The organism is Zobellia sp. 1_MG-2023 (genome assembly GCF_030549125.1).
GTDB lineage: Bacteria > Bacteroidota > Bacteroidia > Flavobacteriales > Flavobacteriaceae > Zobellia > Zobellia russellii.
This window is the reverse complement of record NZ_JAUOSY010000001.1, coordinates 538427-561209: the sequence shown is the minus strand read 5'-3', so window position 1 is coordinate 561209 and position 22783 is coordinate 538427. Positions and strand designations below refer to the sequence as shown.

The following is a 22783-nucleotide window of genomic DNA, read 5'->3' as shown; positions in this document are numbered from 1 at the left end:
CAGAACACGAATGTATGTTACAAGTAGATCATGTTTCCTTTAGTTATGACGATGGTACTTCCGTTTTGGAAAATATCAACCTAAAGGTGGCCAAAGGCGAACATGTTTCCATTATAGGAGAGAGCGGTTGTGGAAAAAGTACCCTCTTAAAAATCATTTACGGATTGCTTCATATTGAAGTGGGAGAGGTGTATTGGAACGAAACCCAAGTTTTAGGCCCACAGCATAATCTTGTGCCGGGCGAACCGTACATGAAGTATTTATCACAGGATTTTGATTTGATGCCTTTCACTACGGTAGAGGAAAATATTAGTCAGTTCTTATCTGTTTTTGAACCTGAGGAGCTTCAAGAGCGTACGTTTGAGCTTTTGGAAATGATTGAAATGACCAAGTTTGCCCAAACCAAGGTAAAACTATTAAGTCGTGGTCAACAGCAGCGTGTAGCACTGGCTAGAGTTTTGGCCCAAGAGCCTAAAGTACTGTTGTTGGACGAGCCGTTTAGTAATATTGATAATTTTAGGAAGAACAGTTTAAGGCGTAACCTTTTTGGCTATTTACGACGTCAAAAAATAACTGTACTTACCGCTACGCATGACCATATGGATATGCTTCCGTTTGCAGATAGGGTGGTTGTGCTCAAAGATAGGTTCATTGTGGCTAAGGACAGTCCTAAAAACCTATATGAGCACCCTAAGGACCTGTATGTAGCCTCCTTGTTCGGCGAAGCCAATAAAATTCCCATAAACATTGTAAAATCCTATGCGGATACCAAAAGGCGCATTATTGTATATGCCCATGAATTTAAGGTTTCCGGTAAATCCGGTTTAGAATGTGTGGTAAAAGGAGCTTATTACATGGGAGGTCATTATATGATCGTGGGGATTTATGAAGGTGAGGATATCTATTTTAACCATGACAAGCCTTTAGAGGTGGGAAAAGTAATTTTTCTGAATATTTCTTTGGAAACCATAAACCAGCGTATGGCCGATTCTTAAACTATGAACAAGGCCCAACTGATTCAAGAATTAACTTTCAAAGCTGTAAGAAGCAGTGGTGCCGGAGGGCAGCATGTAAACAAGGTTTCTACTAAAATAGACCTTAGTTTTTCGGTTGAGGAATCTAACGGTCTTACCGCTATTGAGAAAGAACGTCTCTATAAGAAAATAGGCCATAGGCTAACCAAAGAAGGGGTGTTGCAAATGCAATGCGATGAAACCCGTAGTCAGCATAGAAACAAAGAATTGGCCATTACCCGTTTTTTAAGCCTCATTGAAGACGCTTTAAAAGTTAAGAAGAAACGCCGGAAAACAAAGCCGTCACGATCTTCCATTGAAAAACGGTTGAAGCATAAAAAGAAGAACGCCCAAAAGAAGACAAATAGAGGAAAGCCCCAAATGGATTAAAACTCATTGGGGCTTTTTCTGTGGAATTTAAAACCCACTACTCAACTAAACATCAACTATAATTAAAACTCTTGCTTACCAAATTCACTGTCAATGAATTTGGATTTATTCTTGTTCTTATTGAAATTGTAGGATAGGTTAAGCAGTACCATATCTACTTCATATACATAGTTTGTGGTGGTATAGAACTCACCTTCACGATAAGTGGTAATACGTTGTTCGTTCGTATCCAATAGTCCCAAATCTATATTTTGCCATTGTAGCGTAGCCGTCAATCGGTCATTTAAGAACGACTTTTTAAAGGTTAGGTTGGGCGAATAAAAACGGGAATCTTCGCCCTGTGCCGTAATCCGTTCGGAGAGGTAGTTAAAGGTGAATTGCAACGAAGCGGTTTCCGTAAAGTTGTAGGTGCTGTTTGCGTTTATGGAGTACACAAAAGAACTGCTGTCTATATTTCTACCATCATATTCGCCATCAATGGTATAATTGTAAAGGTTGGCTCCAATAAAGTTAGACCAGTTTTTGGTAGGCTTTAGCTGCGTGCCCAATTCAAGTCCAAGAGACTTTGCCTTTCCAACGTTTGAATAGATGCGGTTTAGGATTGTATCGTTATAGATGGTATTTACTCTGTTCACCAAATTTTTGGTGTCGCGGTAATAGGCCGTAGCAAAGACTGAATTTCCGCCCTCAAAGTTTTTGCTGATACCCACTTCCAACAGGTCTATAAATTCCGGTTTTAGGGTTGGGTCTCCCTGTTCCAAGGTTTCTGAGTGCTCACGTTCCGGAAAAGGGTTCATTTTAAAAGTGGCGGTACGTTCTACCCTTTTGCTATAAGCGGCCTTCAATTTTAGATTGTTCTCAAATGTATATTGAACCGATGCTGATGGAAACGGTTTTACATAATCATAGGTATAGGTAGTGTCAATAAGACCTTGTTTGTCGCGAAGATCAAGTTCGCGATCCATGGCCTCAATACGCACACCTGCAGCATACTCCCATTTATCCTTGGCACCTGTTAATTGCGCATAACCGGAATGGATGCTCCTTTGAAGGTCAACTTCGCTGGAAAATTCGGGAACTAGCTCAAAAACGCCACCAGTAGTATCATCCTTTCTTTCGTATACGAAATCACCTGTATGGTCCAAGTTTCGGTATTGGTAACCGGTTTCTAGTTGGCCAATGGTAAATGGTTTCCAGGCATAGTCTAATGATAGACGAATACCGTTAAGCGGGTTGTCATTGGTGTTGTATTCCTGTTGGTATATAATGTTCCTATCGGGTTGGCCCAAGTTGTCACTTTCGGTAGGTCCTCCTAACAGGGTGTATTCGTATAAAAAGGAAGTAGATAATTTTGAAGTATTTTCAAAAATATGGGAATAGTCAAAGCTTCCCAAGACAAAGTCACTTTTTCGGGTTCTAAGGTTGTGGTTATAATACTGAAAGGTATAAAAACGTTCTCCCCCAGCAGCAGGCGTAATCCCGTGGTTGTCAAAATATACGATATCGGCTAGACGATCCTTTTTTCTTTTCCCCCCGTAAAAACCTAGTGAATAGGTGTTTTTATCATCTGGCACATAGTCTACGGTAAACCTTCCACTGTAATTAATTTCATCAAAACTGCGCTCTCCACTAGAAGGAAATTGGGTAAGGGTGTCATTTATGATGGTAAAAACATCACCTTCACGTCTACCGCCAAGATCGTTACGTTGGTAGCTGGCACCCATAGAGATATTCCAATCGCCTTTACGAATGTTATACGTGGCATCTGCGCCGTAACGTTGGTGTACCTTATCATTGCCATACGTTTCAATAGAAGGGAGACCACCTTTAATATTGATCTGGGCAAAAGTGCCGTCCGCGGCACCTTTTTTGGTGATGATGTTCATAATACCCGCTTTACCTTCAGGGTCATATTTGGCCGAGGGGGCGGTAATTACTTCAACCCGCTCAATGGCATTGGCCGGAAGTTGGTTCAATAAATTGGAAGCATTTCCTTGCACGGGGTTTCCGTTGAGCAATACTACAAAACCGGTACTCCCACGAACACTTATTTCACCCTGTCCGTTCACACTTACCGAGGGTATATTCCTAACCACATCCGTGGCACTTCCTCCAAGGCTGTTCTGGAACTTTTTGGTATCAAAAACCTGTCGGTCTATTTTGTTGATAACGGTTGCTCGTTCCCCTTTAACGACCACTTCTTCTAGTTGGGTGCCGCCAATACTTAAGGTTATGGTTCCTAGGTCAACACCTTTTCGGTTCTGTACGGTAATATCTTTTATGGTCTTGGTTTCAAAACCAATAAAAGAAGCTTCTAGGTAGTAAGTTCCGTTTTTAATATTGTCTATGGAGAAGAAACCGTTTAGGTCCGTAATGACCCCGGTAACCAATTCTCCGTTATCCTGGTTAAAGACGGCAGCGGTGGCGTATTCTAACGGATAATCATTATCCCCGTCCGTAATTTTACCGGTTATTTGCGCCGATACCGAAAGGGGAATTATAGTGATTAGAATTACAAATAGATGAAAAGACTTCATGTTCAATAGGTTTGGTATTAATTAGGTGTCGAAATTACGCTTAACCCCTATTGAATTATGGTCTGTTTGAAAAAGTTAAGGTACGATTGCTACTTTTTTAAACTGTAGCGGTGTTTGTCCATCATGTCGTTTAAAGTATTTTACAAAGTGGGAAACATCCGTAAAGTCAAACGCATAGGCAATTTCAGTAACTGAGAGATCGGTGTAAAGCAACAAGCGCTTGGTTTCTTTTAAAATATGGTCTGCAATTACGGCAGAAGCGGTCTTCTCATGCTTTCTTTTGCAGAGGGCATTTAGGTTTTGTGCCGTGGTGTTCAGCTTTTGGGCATAGTAGGCCACATCGTTTTTAAGTTTGGTTTGCAGCAACTCATCAAAACGCTCTTCCAGATTGTTGGTAGATACGGTTTCATCTAGTTCTACATACGTCAATATTTTAGAGAATAAAGCTTTGAGAACCCCTTCTACCAGAATATCCCTGCTGGCACAATTTTCCTTGATTTCTTTGGATGCGATTTCAAAAAGTGATTGAATACTGGCATCATAAGATGGGTTGATTACCCTTTTGTTACCCAGCTGTTTTAGTTGTAGATTGATATGCTTGTCCAAGGTCTTCTCTAAAAACCCTTCCTTAATTATAATCACGAAGCCTTCAGGAACGGTATCTATTTCCCAGTGGTGTACTTCATCCTTTTTAATGATAAATATTACTGGCGGCTCTATGGCGTACCCGGTCTCGTCCATATAGTGCATTCCACTACCTGCACTAAAATAAACCAACTCCATATACTTGTTATGGCGGTGCGGTTTGGTGTAGCGCTTATTAACATCAAAGGGCTCGATCTTAATATCTGCCAAAGCAGAGATTTTGGTATAGGTTTTAATTTTGGTACGTATCAAATGGACTGATTTTTAACAAGACGTTTTTGCTCATGATCTGTGTAATCTACACAGAAATCAGGAGTATAGGTCTTGTTGTTCAAGCTAAGTATAAAGATAATAGATAGAACAGGTATTCACTGCTTTGGGATGATCGTAAATTCTAACACAAAGTGTTTAATTTGTAGCACTTTGATGTAAATATTTAAAGTAATGTTAAAATATTTAGACTTAAAAGGTGTGTTTCTTAAAATTCAAATTTAAGTTGTACGGACACGGACTCCTTTGCAGAATTCTTTTTTTCTTTTTCTGTGTTGAGGTTGGCTAGAGAAATACCCAGCAGTCGTACGGAATTTTGTAATTTCTCTTGATACAAAAGTTCCTTTGCCGTTTCTAGGATAAGGCTCTTGGCGGAAATAAAATAGTTGAGGGTCTTGCTTCGCGTGTTTAGTGTAAAATCGCTGTATTTGATTTTTAAGGTCACGGTCTTTCCCGCAATGTTGGCCTTCTTTAAGCGTTTTTCCAGTTCTTCTGCAATATGCTCCAAACGTTCAAGCATGAACACTTCACTACTCAGGTTTTCGTTAAAAGTACGCTCCGCACCAACAGATTTTGGAATACGGTGGGGTTTAACCTCGCTTGTATGAATACCACGCACCACATTGTAATAGTAACTTCCGCTTTTTCCAAAATTGTCTTCTAAAAATTCTATTGGCTTTTGTTTTAGGTCTTTACCGGTAAAAATGCCCAGTTTATACATTTTTTCGGCCGTAACCTTTCCTACACCATAGAATTTTCGGATTTCCAGTTCTTCCAAAAACTCCAATACTTCTTCTGGGTTAACCGTTTTTTGTCCGTTGGGTTTGTTAATATCACTGGCAACCTTGGCAATGAATTTATTGATGGAAATTCCTGCGGAAGCATTGAGGCCGGTAGTCTCAAAAATTCGTTGCCGGATTTCCTTGGCCATCATTGTTGCCGACGGATTTCCTTTTTTGTTCACTGTAACATCAAGATAGGCTTCATCCAAGGAAAGCGGTTCTACCAGGTCTGTATACTCATGAAAAATGCCACGTATTATTTTTGATATTTCTTTGTACCTGTCAAAACGGGCCTTTACAAATATAAGTTCAGGGCAATTACGCTGGGCCACTACACTGCTCATGGCACTACGAACCCCAAATTTTCTGGCTTCATAGCTAGCAGCTGCAACCACGCCCCTTTTAGAGCTACCGCCAACGGCAATGGGCTTCCCGCGTAGGTCTGGATTGTCCAATTGCTCCACGGATGCATAAAAGGCATCCATGTCTACATGAATAATTTTTCGCAATGGAAAATCGTTTGGCATACTGCAAAATTAAGTTATATTTAGTTGGATGGAAACACAAAGAAAAACAGCAATAGTACTAGGGGCAACCGGTCTTACCGGAGGCATTTTGCTTCAGCTTTTATTAGCAGATGACCGTTACGAAAAGGTAAAACTGTTTTCCCGTTCCACCGTGGGCGTTTCCCATGATAAATTGGAAGAGCACTTGGGCGATTTAATGCAGCTGAAGCAGTTTAAATCGCATTTTACCGGAGACGAGGTTTTCTGCTGCATCGGTACTACCAAATCCAAGACACCCAATAAAACGGTGTATAAGGATATTGATTACGGAATTCCTACAACCGCCGTAAAACTTTGCCGTTCCAATGGAATCCTCACTTTTTTAGTAGTTTCCGCAATGGGGGCGAATGCAAAAAGCAGTGTTTTTTATAATCGGGTAAAGGGTGAAATGGAAGATGCTGTTTTAGCCCAAGGAATTATGAACACTTATATCTTTAGACCTTCCTTAATTGGTGGCAAACGAGAAGAAAAGCGAATGGGAGAATTTTTGTTCAAGCAGCTTATGAAAGTAGTGAATCTTGTTTTGGCGGGTCCGTTGGAGAAATACCGCTCCATTAAGCCGGAAGCTATTGCGGAAGCTATGTTGACTGTGGCAAATTCAGGATATGAGGAACGTATAATAGAATCTGACAAGATTAAAAAAATAGCAACAGAAAGTGATTGAAATTGAGCGTAAATTTTTGGTTACGTCTACGGCGTACCAAAGTCAGGCTATATCTAAAAAACGAATTGTTCAAGGGTTTTTGAACACGGACCCCGAGCGTACCGTACGGGTGCGGATCAAGGGAGATGAAGGTTTTTTAACCGTTAAGGGAAAGGGCAACGATACAGGTGTTTCCCGCTTTGAATGGGAAAAAGAAATTGAGGTTGTTGAGGCCGAAGCCCTATTAAAACTGGCCGAACCCGGTTGCATAGATAAAATTAGGTATGAAGTAAAAATTGGGACACATACCTTTGAAGTAGATGAGTTCTTTGGGGATAATGAAGGACTTACGGTAGCAGAGGTAGAACTATCCTCAGAAAATGAAAACTTTGAAACGCCGGAATGGTTGGGTGAAGAGGTCTCCGGTGTTACCAAATATTATAATTCCCAGTTGAGTAAACACCCTTTTAAAGATTGGGAGGTAAAGGATTAGAGTAGGTGGTCGTTCTTTTCCAAGTAACTTAGGGTGGCTATTCCCCTTATGTTGTGGACTATAAAGGTTTTTAGAATTTCTTCGACCGAAAACTTTTCAAACAAATTCTCTTCCGTAAAAATCAGGAGGGGCAACCGCTCTAAGTAAAGAAGACAAATTGCATTTACATTGATGTCTTTTTTAATATGACCCAGTTCTTGTGCTCGCAATAGAAGATCACGTACTGTAGTGTGAATATAGTCTGCCCTAAAGTGATTGAAATAGCTATCAACCTTAGGATAATATTTTCGTAATCCATATAAAAAAGCCGGACTAAAATTTTTAAGAGAATCCAGTCCTATTTTGTACACTGCTATTACAGCCAAAATAGGATTGGATTTTTCTCTTTTGACACATTGATCCATTTTAGACCTGGTCTTGTTCAGAAATAGATCAAGACTTTCTTGGATTATAACTTCTTTGCTGGCGAAATTCTCGTATATCGTTTTTTTTGACATACCCATTTCATTCGCAAGCTCATCCAAAGTAAATCGTTTACTACCGAACTGGACAAATTTAGAAAGGGCAAATTCTAAAAACAGGTCTTTGTTGATCATGTGCCTTACAAGTGATTAATGCCATCCGCCACCAAGGGAACGGTACAGGTCTACTGTTGCCGATAACTGACCAAACTTGTTATTTATCAAGCTTAGTTCTGCATTCAGCCAGTTCTCCCTGGCGGTCAATAGGTCTAAATAGGTTAAGTAACCACTGTTCAATAATTCTTCTGAATTGGTCTCTGCGCGTTTTAAAGCAACCACTTGCTTGGTAACATAAGCTTCTTTTTCTACGGCTGTGTTATAATCGTAAAGCGCATCCGAAACTTCTTTTCCAGCAGTAAGCAAAGCCTTTTTAAAGGTTAATAAGGCTTGCTCTTGTTGCGCTTGTGCCACCTCATAGGCTGTTCTTACTTTTCTTCCGTTAAAAATAGGTTGGGTTAGACCTCCAATAAGATTGGCAAAGATAGAACTGCTATCTATCCAATTGTCCAACTCCAAACTTTGAAAACCACCTTGCGCCGATAACGTAATGGACGGGTAGAAGTTGCTTCTTGCTACATTGGTCAATTCAAAGTTATTTACCAAGCTATATTCGGCTTGCATGATATCCGGCCTATTTCTAAGCAATAATGCAGGAACACCTAAAGACATATCGCCAGTTATAGTTTGATCGGCAAGTGTACCTCGTTCGTATGTTTGAGGTTGCTCGCCCAATAAAATGCTTAATGTTGTTTCCGTTTTGAATAGTGAGTTCTTAAGGTCTAACAATTGACTTTGAGCACTGTAAAGTTGTGCTGCGGTTTGGTCCACACCCACTTGATTGGTTTGCCCGGCTTCTTTAAGAGCCGTAATGGTTTCCAAACTTTTTACACGGTTTTCAATGGTCTCCTCTGTAACGGAAATTTGTTCGTCCAATGCCAACATTTGATAGTACGTTGTTGCTATCTGCGCCACTAAACTTGTTTTTACCGCTTGATGAGCGGCAACAGTCTGCAAGTAACTGGCATCACTAGCTCGCTTTGTGCTTCTAATTTTACCCCAAATATCGGCCTCCCAGGAAACCGTACCCGAAGTTTCATATTGATTAAAAGGTTGCGTAAAGAAACTTCCAAATTGTCCGTTCTCACTTGTTCTTGCCGTTCTAGTGGCACTTGCAGCACCGTTTAATGTAGGCAAATAACCCGCTTTTCCTTGTTTTACGTAAGCCTCAGCCGCTGCAATATTCTGCAGGGCTATACGAATGTCCAAATTATTGTCAAGTCCCTTTTGAATATAGGTCTTTAAATAAGGGTCCGTAAAAAGGTCTTTATAAGAAACCGATGCGAAGGATACACTGTCCTGTGGCAGGTTATCCGTTCTATATAGGTTTTCTGTTTGGACCTCTGGTTGCTCATAGTTTTTGGCTACAAAACAAGATTGTAGCAAGAGCGGGAGCAGGGCCACCAATAAGAATTTATTCATTACTAATTTCTTCATGATTTCTCTAGTTCTTTATTTCTTCAATAGTTTCTTGTGGCGCACCGGTAATACGCTCTTGGATGGTCTGGAAAATGACATATAGCGCCGGTATTACAAATACACCAAATATGGTACCTATCAACATACCTCCAACTGCACTCATACCAATGGATCGGTTACCTACGGCACCTATACCTGATGACAGCGCCAATGGCATTAAACCAAGGATAAAGGCGAAGGATGTCATTAAAATTGGCCTTAAACGTGCTTTGGCACCATCTATGGCAGAATCAATAATAGACATACCGTGTTTTCTACGCTGCAATGCGAATTCTACGATAAGAATGGCATTTTTAGAGAGAAGACCGATTAACATGATCAGGGCAATTTGGAAATAGATATTGTTCTCCAAACCAGCTACGCTTACAAAACCTATTGCTCCTGCAATACCAATTGGTAAGGACAGTAATATGGATAATGGTAGGATATAGGATTCGTATTGAGCACTTAACAAGAAGTATACGAAAACCAAGCTCAAAATAAAGATTAGAACCGTTTGGCTACCTGCGCTATTCTCTTCCTTGGTAAGTCCAGAGTATTCGTAGGTGTAGTTATTTGGCAATACTTGTGCCGTAACCTCTTCAATAGCCTTAATAGCATCACCAGTAGAATACCCAGGATTCATGGCTCCGTTAATCTTAACCGAACTCAATAGGTTAAACCTGCTCACTACCTCAGGACCGTAAATTTTCTTTAACGATACAAATTGAGATACGGCAACCGACTCTCCATTGGCGTTCGTAACGAAAATGTGGTTCAATGAATTTTCATCTGCCCTATCTTCAGGTTTGGCTTGGATCATAACACGGTACTGCTTACCAAATTTGTTAAAGTCCGTGGTATAAAGCCCACCATAGTAGCCTTGCATAGCGCTAAATACATCCGTTACGGCCAAACCGGCCATTTTAGTCTTCTCAACATCTACCTCCAACTCGTATTGAGGGAAATTAGCATTGAAGTTGGTAATGGCGTATTGAACTTCCGGTCTTGCATTTATAGCTGCCAAAAATTCATTGGTAACTTTGTTTACGGTTTGCCAATCGTCTGCATCTTTACTCTGTAAGTTCATCTCAAAACCGGTAGAGTTACCAAAACCACGTACACTAGGTGGCGTAAAGAAGAATATTTTGGCGTCTTTGATGCCTGCCGTTTTTGCGAACAATTGCCCTACGACCGCTTGTACGGATTCATTATCACTTTCTCGTTCTCCCCAATCTTTTAGTCTAAGTACGGAGAAACCGTAAGAACCACCGTTAACACTGTTAAGGATACTAAATCCTGTGATGTTCATTCTGGCCTTGATCAAGTCCATTGAAGCATAAATAGAATCTAATTTTTTAACGGTTTTCTGTGTTTGTTCCAATGTTGTTCCCGGAGGCATAGTAACATCGGCAAAAACAATAGCTTTATCTTCATTTGGAATAAACCCTGTAGGTGTGGATTGGAATAGCATATACGCTATAACCCCAAACACTGCAATAGACCCCCAAGTGGCCCATTTTCTTTTGGCAATGAATTTTACGGAACCAACATATTTATCGGTAATCGCATTAAAACCGGTGTTAAAGGCCGAAAAGAAACGTTTTGAAATTCCTTTTTTATGTTCCTCGGACGGATTGTGCGGTTTTAGCAACAACGCGGCCAATGCAGGGCTCAACGTTAAGGCGTTTACTGCCGAAATTAGAATGGCAATAGCCAATGTTATACCAAATTGCTGATAGAACACACCCGATGATCCACTAATGAACGATACCGGAATAAACACAGCGGACATAACCAAGGTGATAGAGATAATTGCACCTGAAATCTCGGACATTGCAGATTTGGTAGCCGTTTTGGCGTTGGTTGCGCCTTCCTCCATTTTGGCATGGACGGCTTCGACCACCACAATGGCATCATCCACCACAATACCAATGGCCAGAATCATTGCAAATAAGGTTAACATGTTAATTGAGAACCCAAAGAGCGATAGGAAGAAAAACGTACCAATAATCGCAACCGGAACGGCAATAGCAGGTATTAACGTAGATCTAAAATCTTGTAGGAATATGAAAACCACTAAGAACACTAATAGAAAGGCTTCTATTAAAGTCTGTACTACGTGTTCTATAGATGCGCTTAAGAAATCTTTAGTGTTATAAGGAATTACGTAATCCAGACCTTTAGGAAAATCTTGGCTGCTTTCATCCAATATGGTTTGAATTTCATCAATAATAGCGTTCGCGTTAGAGCCCGATGTTTGGAAAATACCAACGGCAGTACCGGGCTTGCCCATACCTTCGTTTTTTGTTCCATAGTTAAATGCACCCAATTCTACTTCGGCAACATCTTTAAGTCTTAAAAACTGTCCGTTTTCTTGTGCTTTTATAATGATATTCTCATACTCGGCTTCTTCCGAAAGACGTCCTTTATACTTTAAAACGTATTCGTAAACTCCATCGGCATTTTCACCAATTTTACCAGTTGCAGCCTCAAGGTTCTGCTCTCTAAGGGCATTTTGAATATCCGAAGGCATAAGCTTGTAGGCCGCCATCTTTTCTGGGTTCAACCAGATACGCATAGAGTAATCCTTAGAACCAAAAACGGTAACGTTACCAACACCTTCTATACGTTGTAATTTGGGTACAATGTTAATTCTGGCGTAGTTTTCTACAAAGGTTGCGTCATAATCATCATTATCCGAGAATAAAGAAAAGAACAACAATGCACTGGTTTGCGACTTTTGAGTAATAACACCCGTTTGTACTACGGCCTGTGGTAAAACACTATTGGCCCTAGCCACCCTGTTCTGAACGTTTACCGCGGCAATATCCGGATCCGTACCTAACTTAAAAAAGACGTTAATGGTAGCGGCACCGTCGTTACTGGCACTGGAGGTCATGTACAACATATCCTCCACACCGTTTATTTGCTCCTCTAACGGTATAACAACACTCTTAAGTACCGTTTCTGCATTTGCTCCGGTGTAGGTACTTGTTACTTGCACGGTAGGTGGCGCAATTTCCGGATACTCTTCAATAGGTAGGGTCGTTAAACCTAGTATACCTAGAATAACTATAATAATCGATATAACCGTAGACAGTACGGGACGATCTATAAATTTCTGAAACATTGTTCTCTATTTATGTGTTTTGTTGAATTGCGGTTTCTTATTTGACCGGACTAATGGCCATACCGTCTTTTATTTTAGTTACACCTTCTAGAACAATGGTAGTTCCTTTATCTATGCCGTTTTCCACAACAAAACCTTTTTGAGTGGTGGTTACGATATCTAAAGGCATTGTGGTTACAGTGTTGTCTTCTTTTACTACATAGACCAGCTTTTTCCCCTGAAGGTCAATAGTAGCCGTTTGTGGAATTTCATAAGCGTCCTTATAAACAGTTGGAATTTTAATTTTCCCAGTACTACCACTACTTAGCAAGTTATTTTTATTGTCAAAATCTGCACGTGCGGTAACACTACCGGTAGTACCGTTTATAATACTGTTGATCATGGCAATTTTACCGGGCTCAGGATATTCTTCTCCGTTTATCATGACAAGTGTAACTTCTGGTGCTTTATCAACATCCATAAGGTTCTTATCATTTTTAGGCATAGACTCTTTTAACTTCAGCAACTCTTTTTCGTTCATTGAAAAATAAGCCCGTACTTGGCTGACATCTGAAACCGTAGTTAATGGTTTGCTCATGTTTGAACTTACAAGAGCGCCTATTTTAAAGGGAATTTCACCAATGTAACCGTCAACCGGGCTCGTAATACGCGAGTAGCCAATGTTTGAGGTAACGCTCTGGTAATTAGCTTGAGCTTGAGCAAGTTGTGCTTTTGCAGTTTCTAATTGAACCTCGCTAATAATACCTTTTTCTACCAAAGGTTTTAGCTTGTTTACTTCTACCTGTGCAACGTTTACTGATGCTTTGGCAGCATTTGCATCTTGGTTCAAGGTTTGTGTTTCCAATTTAAAAAGCAGTTGGCCCTTTTTTATTTTCTGACCTTCTTCTACATAAACCTCCTGAACAAAACCAGATACTTTTGGCCATATTTCTACATTTTGCTTTCCCTCTAGAGTAGTAGAAAATTCATTATAAACTGTAATGTCCTGTGACTTTAGTTCACCAACCTTTAAACTTGGTGGAGGTGGAGCAGCGGCACCAGCGGGAGAAGTTGGAGTTGTTCCAAAACACGAACTCAAAAGGAGTGCGGCGCTTAATAATCCTATAATTGATAACTTTTTCATTTTAGATGGAGTTTTACTTGTATTGAATTGTTGATTGAATGTTGTTAAGGTTTTGTTAATTCTGAATGTTCGGTAAAAAACGAACCATTTGTTCAAAAAAATTAGTTGTTAGAGTTTTTAAGGTCTATAATTGTCTTTCTGTAAATTTCTTTAGCTTGTTCTACACATTTGAGATAGATATCTTTTCTTGCCTTATTAGCTTCATGTTTCTCAGGATTAAAGGCCTCATTGTAAGCTGCAACTTTTTCAATCATTTCAGACTCGTTTTCAAGTTTTTTAAGGACTGTATTGAGCTTGTTTATAAAAAAGGCGTCTTTTTCAGCAACTTTAAAGTATCGTTTTCTGTCTCCTGACTTTGTAAAGTACTTTACAAAGTCCATTTGTAAAAGGAGGTTTAGCGATGTAGAGATAGAACTTTTACTGGCACCACGTTTAGTAAGACAATCCTCAAAAGTGAGTCCGTCTTCCTCTGTAATAACGAGGTTAGCAAAAATTCTTGCAGCTAATGGAGGAAGGGAATATTCATTCTCAAAATGAATCCCTAGGTCCTCAATTAATAACTTTTTGCTTTCTTCTCTGTTCATAATCAAAATATTGAAGGGGCAAAGGTAGTATTAGTTCGGAAACAAACAAACCAAAAGAACTTAAATATTCCTAAAAGGCGTTAAAATTTTGTTAGCGAAAGAATTTAAGGAGCTAATATGCCTTCCTTTTCAATGATGGGGATGGGCCCTAGGTCTTTCTCGGAGATAGTATTCTTGGGAAATAAGAAGCGTTTTTCAAAAAGTTTGCCCTCGGCGAAGAAAGTAACAAAAAACTCATTGTCCAATGCTAGCACATCTTCAAGGAGCATTTCTACTTTTTTAAAAGATTTGGGTAGAATGGTACCAATGCCATGGCGCATAGTAGATGTTTTTCGCTCTGCATCAAATCCTTTGGAGACCACAATCGTTAATTCAATCTGGTCCGTTCTATTATTTATAATGTACGCGTTCCAGTCTTTTGAAAGAAAATCGTCGTTCCACTCACGGATTATGGCAACGTGAACATCTTTGGCAATAGGTATTTCAATATCTTTCTTCACAACGCTGGGTTAAAGTGCGCTTTTAAATTGTTCTAAGAAACGCACATCATTTTCGCTTAATAAGCGAATATCGGAGATTTGGTGAAGCAACAGGGCAATTCTGTCTATTCCCATACCAAATGCAAAACCAGAGTACTCCTTGGAGTCAATACCACAGTTGTCCAGTACATTAGGGTCTACCATACCACAGCCCATAATCTCTAGCCATCCGGTACCTTTTGTCATTTTGTAATCGGTTTCGGTTTCAAGTCCCCAATACACATCTACTTCGGCACTAGGCTCTGTAAAAGGGAAATATGAAGGGCGTAGTCTAATTTTTGATTTACCAAAAAGTTCCGTTGTAAAGAACTGAAGGGTTTGCTTTAAATCTGCAAAAGAAACGTCCTTATCAATATAAAGACCTTCTACTTGATGGAAAAAGCAATGTGAACGGGCCGAAATAGCTTCGTTACGATATACTCTTCCCGGAGAAATGGTACGTATTGGTGGTTTATTGTTTTCCATATACCTAACCTGTACGGACGAAGTGTGCGTACGCAATAGGATATCCGGATCTGTTTGAACGAAAAAAGTGTCCTGCATATCTCTTGCAGGGTGATATTCCGGTAGGTTCAAGGCGGTAAAGTTGTGCCAGTCATCTTCAATTTCCGGTCCCTCTGAAACATTAAAACCTATTCTGGAAAAAATATCTATAATTTGGTTCTTTACAATAGAGATGGGGTGTCTGGCACCAAGTTCTAAAGGTTCCCCTGGGCGGGTTAAATCGCCATATATGCCTTTTTCTTCGGTTTTGCTTTCAAGGGCATCTCGTAAGGTATTCAGCTTTTCGTTTGCGGTCTGCTTAAGCTGATTTATGGTTTGGCCGAATTCCTTTTTTTGCTCATTGGGTACATTTTTGAATTCAGCGAAGAAATCGTTCAAAAGTCCCTTTTTACCTAAGTATTTTATACGGAAGCTTTCCAGTTCCTCTTTAGTGGTAGCGGTAAACTTTTCTACCTCAGTAATGTGCTTTTTTATGGTATCGATCATGATGTTCGGCTAAAGCCGCAAATTTAGGACATTTGCGGCATTACCGAATACATAATTCATCATAAATTGGTCTAAATTCTATGCTGAGGCCTCAATATTTTGCTCGGATGTCTTGTGTGTCAAGTACTGCAGGCATTCATTAAAGGTGTCAAAAATATGTTCTGCAGGAATTAAATCAGGAATGAGTTCTACACGTTCCATCATGTAGCGCGGTTGTGGAAGTACATCTACGAACAGAACCTCTATATTGGAGTTGTGTAAATCTATAAGCACGTCTTCCAAGGTATAAAGACCGGATTGATCCATATATTGCATGCGGTCCATTCTAATGATTACCGTAGACGCCGATCTAGGAATTTGGTCTGCTAAAATCTGAAATTCACTGGTAGAACCAAAGAACAAAGGTCCTTTTAGGTGTTTGATAAAGACCGTTTCTTTTAAGTTTTTGGGGAAACTTTTCTCATCTGCCCATCCTTGTTCTTTTTCCAAAGACTTTACATCAGACCGCTCCGCAGTAAGGTCGCCCATCTTTTTCATGAACATTAAGGAGGCAATTACCAGACCAACACCAACTGCATAGACCAAGTTCCAAACAGAAGAAAGTACCAGTACAACCAGCATTATAATAACTTCTGAACTGAATTTTATAGGCCCTAAACTCATGTCTTTAGGAAGACTGGGTATAGCTTTCAATCCTTTGTAATCCATAACACCTATGCCTACCGTTACTAAAATTCCGGCCAATACGGCAGCGGGAATCTGTGAAGCAACCGGTCCAAGAGCTAAGAGAACAACGAGCAGCAGAACTCCGGCAACCATACCGGACAATTTGGTTTTTCCACCGGCATTAATATTTACCACAGTACGGATGGTGGCACCTGCGCCGGGAATTCCACCAAAAATGGCGGCAATACTATTTCCTATTCCTTGGCCCACCAACTCTTTGTTAGGTTGATGTTTTGTTTTTGTCATATTATCCGCAACTACAGAGGTCAAGAGGGAGTCAATGGCTCCTAACAACGCCAATGTTAATGCGGTAAAAATGTATGGCGTTACGGAACTTAGCTCAAAACTGGTAAATATACCCAAGTTTGGAACCGGAAATCCGCTTGGAATTTCCTCAATAGGCCTGTAATCTAAACCAAAACCATAAGCCACGCCCGATACCACGATCAAGGCCACCAATGCACTTGGGATAGCCGTAGTTATTCTTTTAAAACCATAGATAATGGCAATGGTGGTTAGTGCCAGAACAAACTCTAACCAGTTAATATTTTGAAGTGCTCTTGGCATTACCTTAATGGCTCCCAATACTCCAGAAGCTTCGGATTTTGCCAAAGTACGTGCTTCTTTTAGCATATCTTCCTCGGTAATTCCTTCCGCTCGTTTAATGGTCTCCTCAAAGTTTTCCAGAACAAGAATGCCTTCTCCTGCCTCTTCCTTTAAAATATTGTCCAAGATAATTTCTTCGGCCATAGGTTTGTATTGCTCTACAAAAGCCTCGTCTTCTTTAGGGTAATAGCCAATTGCGGGAAGTATTTGGGTTACCAAAATAATAACTCCGATTGCGGTCATAAATCCGGAAACAACGGGATATGGAATATAGCGGATGTATTTACCAATACCCAATAACCCCAAGCCTATCTGCATAAGACCGGCCAATAGAAAAACAACCAAGATTGCAGGTAGCGCTTTTTCCAAACTTCCATCATTGATTGCTATTATACCTGCTATAACAACCATACTTACCGCGGTCATTGGCGCTGTTGGGCCGGAAATCTGGGTGTTGGTACCACCAAAAAGAGCCGCGAAAAAACTGATGAATATAGCTCCATAGAGACCGGCGCTTGGCCCAAGGCCTGAGCTAACACCAAAAGCTAATGCCAAGGGAAGAGCAACAATACCTGCTGTTATCCCTCCAAATAGATCTCCTTTAAAGTTTGAGAAAAGATTTTTCATAGAGTCAAGATTAATGGTAATATGTTAGTTTAAGGAGTAACAGAATGGTTTTGATCAATCTAAATGATAGATTTCCATTATGTTTCTAAGATAGCCTTCAAAATCTATCTTAAGGTCTATTAGCTTTCCGGTGTGGACATCAAATATCCATCCGTGAACTTTCAATCCGTGGTCGCGATATGCTTTTTGCACCACCGCGGTTTTAATCAGGTTTACACATTGTTCCTTTACATTAAGTTCAACTAACCTGTCATATTTCTTTGTTTCGTCCTCAATTGCGTTAAGTTCTTCCTTATGAAGACGATATACGTCGCGTATATTACGCAACCATGGGTTTAAAACCCCTAAATCTGCAGATTGCATGGCGGCTTTTACCCCTCCACATGCATAATGCCCACAGACTATAATGTGTTTTACTTTTAAATAGTCTACGGCATATTTTACTACAGATAGAACATTTAAATCAATACTGATTACCATGTTCGCAATGTTACGATGTACGAAAACCTCTCCAGGTTTGGCACCCATAACTTCTTCTGCTGTAACCCTACTGTCCGAACAGCCTATATAAAGCAGTTCTGGATTTTGCCCTACGGCCAGTTCCTTAAAATAATCTGAATTAGTCTCTAGTTTCTCAGCAATCCACTTTTCGTTATTCTCAAAAACAGTGTCTAAATCCATTATATTTTTTTGGTAAAGTAAGGAGAATTCTACAGAAATATAGTTAAAAGGCCAACACCGTTATTGGCCTTTTAACCTGTCTAAAATTCAATATACTAGTAGAAAGTTACTTCGCCGTTGGATATGTCGTACATGGCCCCAACTATCTTAATTTCTCCTTTGTCTTCCATTTCTGCAAGAACAGGACTTTCTTTACGTATATTTTCAATAGTTAAAAGCACATTTTTTTCTGAAACCTTATCAACAAATTCAAGGTTTTTGGAGTTTCTCTGGCTTTCATCTGCTGGTTCTTTAACCTCGTCTACAGCTGGTTCTATCTTATTGATCAGTTTGGTTAGGTTGCCCAATCTAGCATGATCGCAAGCACCTTTGATGGCACCACAACTAGTATGGCCCAATACAACAATTAATTTGGTGCCGGCTAGTTTACAAGCAAATTCCATACTTCCAAGAATGTCTTCATTGGAGAAGTTACCTGCTATACGAATACTAAAAATATCGCCAAGACCTTGATCAAAAACCAATTCTGCCGAAACCCTAGAATCTATACAGCTCAAAATGGTTGCAAACGGAAATTGTCCTTCGCTAGTATCATTTACTTGCTCCAAAAGGTTTCTATTGGCCTTTAAATTATTTTGGAAGCGTTGGTTGCCTTCTTTAAGGAACTGTACTGCTTTTTGCGGGGTCATTGTTGCTTGTGTTTCCTTAGTATGTGCTTTCATATTTTATATTTTAATTATGCTATTCTTAAATTACTTTGATGTTTAATGTGCAGACGTTTCTCGCCGGCAATCATAAGGGTAATTCCTAGTTTCTTTACCTTATTGTACATGTTCAATGCTGAAGCTGTAGCTTTTGATTCCTTCTTTTTTCTCTCAACAAATAACAGGTTTATGTTACTATTGGATAAGTAAGTTGGAAGTTGTTTCAGCGTATTTTCATTATAGTCAAATACGTACTCTACGGTTTTTTGTCCTAAAAACTCCTGTGGTTTTGGTCTAATGTTGGAGCCTTCTACAATATTAAAAGACTTTAACGGTCTATCCGTAAAGGCAAACAGCGTTTCTAGAAAAGAAGAGCTAGATGATTCTGAGGAACAGTTTAATGTTCCAATACCAATTTTCATATCTGGTTCTAGACCATTTTCTTCGGAGACGATCATTACGGACCCTTTAAAAATAGTTAGAACAAAATTAGCTATTCTATCATCAACAGCTCTGAAAAGCCTTGCTTTTCTCCTGCCAAGGACAATAATGTCCGGATTGTTGTTTGCTAAATACCGGGCAATTTCAGTCTTAACGTTGCCAAAGGCACTGGAATAACTGATAGGAACTCCATAATCCTCTGAAATAGGTGATACTATACGTTTCATTCGCTTATCGGTTAAAATATATTCGCGGTTTATGGTCCGCATTGCCGATAATTGATTATCCTTTCTAATAATATCAATAGGTTTCCTTACATGGAAAACCTCTAGCTCTCCATCAACCATTTTTGCCAGGCTAACGGAGCTCTTCAAAAGATTATGCAGACTATTTCCCAAAGAGGAAAATAGAACTATCCTGTTTTTGTCCTTTTCCATGACATTTAGCTTAGACTTAATTTTGATTTAGGTCTTGTTTTAAAAAACTCAGTAAAACTATCCGGGTTTTCTACTACACCTCGTTTTGAAACGAGTTGAATGTCTATGTTACGCTCTTTGGCCTTTATGGAAAAATCGTCCAAAATTTCAATGATATCCAAATCTAGATATCTTGTTTGGAGTAAGTTTAGTTCCAGATAGGTGTCTCTAGGTAAACTGTCCAATTCTTTTAGAATGGCACCTTTGTTAAAAAAGGTAACTTCTTCGGCAAGCGTCATTTTTATTTTGTGTTTTCCGTTGCTTACATCTTCAATGTGAAGAAAATGCGAGTTTTGGTAGCTTTTGATCAAGATAACTACAATACCAACAGCCAAACCTAAACTAATACCTATAAGTAAATCTGTAAAAACAATTCCTGCTACCGTAACCGTAAAGGGAACAAATTGTTTCCAACCCAATTTGTACATTTTGGCAAATAAGGCCGGCTTTGCCAGCTTGTAACCTACAATAAAGAGGATGGCTGCCAAAACGGACAAAGGAATCATGTTCAATAGTCTTGGTATAAGAATCACGGAAATCAATAAAAGGAAACCATGTATAATTGCAGATAGTTTTGATTTTCCTCCAGATTGGATATTGGCAGAACTACGAACAATTACCTGGGTAATAGGAAGACCACCGATCAAACCGGAAAGAATGTTACCCGTACCTTGTGCAAGCAACTCTCTGTTTGTAGGGGTTACATTTTTCTGCGGGTCCAACTTATCCGTAGCTTCAACGCACAATAAGGTTTCTAGACTGGCTACCAATGCAATGGTAAATGCGGTAATCCAAACTTGAGGATTTGTAATGGCAGCAAAATTAGGAAAACTGAATTGGCCCAAGAACGAGGCAGCATCTTCCGGAATTGGTACGCTTACCAAGTGGTCCGAAGAAATAGCCAAAACTTCACTGTTCTGAGTTACGATAAAGAAAATTATCCCTATTGCAACGGCAACCAAAGGCCCTTGTACCAACTGAAATATTTTCCCTTTTTTTGAAAGTACTTTATCCCATAGAAGTAAAATTGAAAGACCAATTATGGCAACAAGTGTTGCTCCTGGACTAATATTGTTGACCGTGTTGAAAATCTCGGAGAAGGTGTTCTCACCATCTACTTGAAAAAAGGCCCAATCTCCTTCCGGATCTGGGTCGTATCCAAAGAAATGAGGAATCTGTTTTAGTATAATGATGATACCAATACCGGTAAGCATGCCTTTTATTACAGAGGACGGAAAGTAATACCCAATAATACCTGCCTTTAAAACACCAAATACTACTTGGATGATTCCTCCAAGAACCACTGCAACTAAGAAATTTTCAAAACCGCCCAATGTTCCAATAGCGGTTAAAACTATGGCCGCCAATCCTGCTGCGGGGCCACTTACTCCAATGTTGGAACCACTAAGGGCACCAACTACTACACCTCCAATTATACCGGCTATTAAGCCTGAAAATAATGGCGCGCCACTGGCAAGGGCAATACCTAAACATAGAGGTAAGGCTACAAAAAATACTACGACACTTGCAGGAAGGTCGTTCTTCAAATTTTTGAACATACAATAAAATAGTTGAGTCCCTAATACGAATTAAGGACAAGTTTTTAGATAATAGAATACAATGTCTGAAAAAATATTATCCTATACGTTCAGGTGGAGGGAGGAGGATTTCAAGTGTAAAATCTATATAGTCCATCGTATAATAATGGCCCATAGTAGCTTGTTCTGACAGCGCTATTAATGAGAAGTCAAAGTGACTGTCGTTTACGAATTTTTCCTCTAAGGGAGATTTTTTGACCGTTTCTTGTTGCTCCTCTTCATTAAGGTTTGTTATAATAATGGGGTTGTCAACATCCATTAAAGTTATGACACTCGGAGCCATTATGGCAAATAGCCATAAAGAAAGTAAAAGAAAACGAGCGAAAATTCTCATAAAAGTTTGTAACAAATGCAAATATAACACCAACCATTTAAATCCTCGTTAAGAAAATATTAAAAATCTTTGAGAATTTTTATGTCATCCGCAGAAATCCACCCTGTAGTGCCATCGGAAATGCGAATTTTTTTCCAATCGTTCAGTTCTTCTAAAACATTAACTTTTGTGCCTTCATGGAGGGCAAAAGTTTCAAGTCCTCTTTTGTTGGGTTCCGCTTTAACACTAGCTTCTTTGGCAAAAACTATAGCAGGTTGGTCTGCTTTAAATTTGTTATGCTGAAGAAAAGCAAAGATTACGGAAGTTACCATAACCAAAAGCGAGATTATACTAAAAATAAATGCAAGTCGCTTTTTGGATGAATAGTTATAATAATAGAAGGCAATATACAACAGCACAAAAAGAATCATGAACACAATGGATATATAGGCCCATTGGTCATAGCTTAAGGTGCCAATAATACTGTCGTAAATTTTAGAAAGTCCCGTTGTAGGCATTTCATCAATGGCATCTAAAGTCATGTTTTGGGCATACCCCAAATTGTTCTTTATTTCGCTATCGTTCGGTTTCAGCAAAAGTGCCTTTTCATAATAATAGATACTTGGGGCAACTTGGTTAAGCTTGTAGTAAGCATTGCCTAAGTTGTAATATAGCTCTGCGGAATGTTCACCGTTTTCCAAAATCTCTAAATAGCTGTCTACTGCCTTTTGGTATTCCCCTACATTATAAGCTTCCGTGGCCTTATCGAACAAAGCGTTGTTCTGGCCGGAAACCGTTAGGGTAAGAAAGGAAACAAGTATGAAGAGTATATTTTTCACTTCGTGATTTTCAAATTGAATTAGTATT

At 39.5% G+C, this 22783-nt stretch carries 21 protein-coding genes; 4 read left to right on the top strand and 17 right to left on the bottom strand.

Features of this window, described 5'->3' with window-relative positions:
* Positions 1–14 precede the first annotated feature (14 nt).
* Positions 15–995 carry an ABC transporter ATP-binding protein gene (locus Q4597_RS02245; RefSeq protein WP_215437149.1) on the top strand — a complete coding sequence of 327 codons (981 nt, stop codon included), beginning with the start codon at positions 15–17 and terminating at the stop codon, positions 993–995.
* 3 nt (positions 996–998) lie between these two features.
* The gene (gene arfB / locus Q4597_RS02240; protein ID WP_215437151.1) at positions 999–1403 is read left to right on the top strand and encodes an alternative ribosome rescue aminoacyl-tRNA hydrolase ArfB; all 405 of its coding nucleotides are present in this window, start codon (positions 999–1001) and stop codon (positions 1401–1403) included.
* Between the two features lie 62 nt (positions 1404–1465).
* Here the strand turns inward: arfB and Q4597_RS02235 are convergent, their stop codons facing one another.
* The 3 genes from Q4597_RS02235 to dinB form a co-directional block, all read right to left on the bottom strand.
* Positions 1466–3940, bottom strand: coding sequence for a TonB-dependent receptor domain-containing protein (locus Q4597_RS02235; RefSeq protein WP_303404586.1), 2475 nt, complete (start codon positions 3938–3940; stop codon positions 1466–1468).
* A gap of 75 nt (positions 3941–4015) precedes the next feature.
* Complete coding sequence (locus Q4597_RS02230; RefSeq protein WP_246560221.1) at positions 4016–4837, bottom strand: helix-turn-helix domain-containing protein; 822 nt, start codon at positions 4835–4837, stop codon at positions 4016–4018.
* Positions 4838–5063: 226 nt separating this feature from the next.
* The gene (gene dinB, locus Q4597_RS02225) at positions 5064–6164 is read right to left on the bottom strand and encodes a DNA polymerase IV (protein WP_303404585.1); all 1101 of its coding nucleotides are present in this window, start codon (positions 6162–6164) and stop codon (positions 5064–5066) included.
* A gap of 28 nt (positions 6165–6192) precedes the next feature.
* Between dinB and Q4597_RS02220 the strand changes: the two genes are divergently transcribed.
* The gene (locus Q4597_RS02220; protein ID WP_215913591.1) at positions 6193–6867 is read left to right on the top strand and encodes an NAD(P)H-binding protein; all 675 of its coding nucleotides are present in this window, start codon (positions 6193–6195) and stop codon (positions 6865–6867) included.
* Positions 6860–7339 (top strand): CYTH domain-containing protein, encoded by a 480-nt coding sequence (locus tag Q4597_RS02215; protein ID WP_215913592.1) that lies wholly within the window; start codon positions 6860–6862, stop codon positions 7337–7339. Before Q4597_RS02220 ends, Q4597_RS02215 begins: the two co-directional genes overlap by 8 nt.
* Here Q4597_RS02215 and Q4597_RS02210 read toward each other — a convergent pair.
* From Q4597_RS02210 to Q4597_RS02145, 14 genes are all read right to left on the bottom strand, one after another.
* Complete coding sequence (locus tag Q4597_RS02210; RefSeq protein WP_303404584.1) at positions 7336–7935, bottom strand: TetR/AcrR family transcriptional regulator; 600 nt, start codon at positions 7933–7935, stop codon at positions 7336–7338. The two genes, Q4597_RS02215 and Q4597_RS02210, sit on opposite strands and share 4 nt — an antisense overlap.
* Before the next feature lie 15 nt (positions 7936–7950).
* A complete protein-coding gene (locus Q4597_RS02205) occupies positions 7951–9354 on the bottom strand; it encodes a TolC family protein (RefSeq protein ID WP_215913594.1) in 1404 nt (467 codons plus the stop codon).
* 7 nt (positions 9355–9361) lie between these two features.
* The gene (locus tag Q4597_RS02200) at positions 9362–12508 is read right to left on the bottom strand and encodes an efflux RND transporter permease subunit (protein ID WP_215913595.1); all 3147 of its coding nucleotides are present in this window, start codon (positions 12506–12508) and stop codon (positions 9362–9364) included.
* Positions 12509–12545: 37 nt separating this feature from the next.
* A complete protein-coding gene (locus tag Q4597_RS02195) occupies positions 12546–13631 on the bottom strand; it encodes an efflux RND transporter periplasmic adaptor subunit (protein WP_303404583.1) in 1086 nt (361 codons plus the stop codon).
* Positions 13632–13732: 101 nt separating this feature from the next.
* A complete protein-coding gene (locus Q4597_RS02190; RefSeq protein WP_303404582.1) occupies positions 13733–14215 on the bottom strand; it encodes a GbsR/MarR family transcriptional regulator in 483 nt (160 codons plus the stop codon).
* Positions 14216–14319: 104 nt separating this feature from the next.
* Complete coding sequence (locus Q4597_RS02185) at positions 14320–14715, bottom strand: hypothetical protein (protein WP_215437175.1); 396 nt, start codon at positions 14713–14715, stop codon at positions 14320–14322.
* Between the two features lie 9 nt (positions 14716–14724).
* Complete coding sequence (gene pheS, locus Q4597_RS02180) at positions 14725–15744, bottom strand: phenylalanine--tRNA ligase subunit alpha (RefSeq protein ID WP_215913598.1); 1020 nt, start codon at positions 15742–15744, stop codon at positions 14725–14727.
* Positions 15745–15822: 78 nt separating this feature from the next.
* Positions 15823–17703 (bottom strand): SulP family inorganic anion transporter, encoded by a 1881-nt coding sequence (locus Q4597_RS02175; RefSeq protein ID WP_303404581.1) that lies wholly within the window; start codon positions 17701–17703, stop codon positions 15823–15825.
* Between the two features lie 54 nt (positions 17704–17757).
* On the bottom strand, positions 17758–18384 hold the full coding sequence (locus Q4597_RS02170) for a carbonic anhydrase (protein WP_215913599.1): 627 nt from the start codon (positions 18382–18384) through the stop codon (positions 17758–17760).
* A gap of 95 nt (positions 18385–18479) precedes the next feature.
* Entirely contained in the window at positions 18480–19106 is a 627-nt protein-coding gene (locus Q4597_RS02165; protein ID WP_215437183.1) for a carbonic anhydrase family protein, read from the bottom strand.
* Positions 19107–19120: 14 nt separating this feature from the next.
* On the bottom strand, positions 19121–19966 hold the full coding sequence (locus Q4597_RS02160) for a universal stress protein (RefSeq protein WP_215437185.1): 846 nt from the start codon (positions 19964–19966) through the stop codon (positions 19121–19123).
* 5 nt (positions 19967–19971) lie between these two features.
* Entirely contained in the window at positions 19972–21564 is a 1593-nt protein-coding gene (locus Q4597_RS02155; RefSeq protein ID WP_303404580.1) for a SulP family inorganic anion transporter, read from the bottom strand.
* Positions 21565–21640: 76 nt separating this feature from the next.
* A complete protein-coding gene (locus Q4597_RS02150) occupies positions 21641–21937 on the bottom strand; it encodes a hypothetical protein (protein ID WP_303404579.1) in 297 nt (98 codons plus the stop codon).
* 59 nt (positions 21938–21996) lie between these two features.
* Positions 21997–22755: a tetratricopeptide repeat protein gene (locus Q4597_RS02145; RefSeq protein ID WP_303404578.1), complete on the bottom strand. Its 759-nt coding sequence runs from the start codon at positions 22753–22755 to the stop codon at positions 21997–21999.
* Positions 22756–22783: the final 28 nt, after the last annotated feature.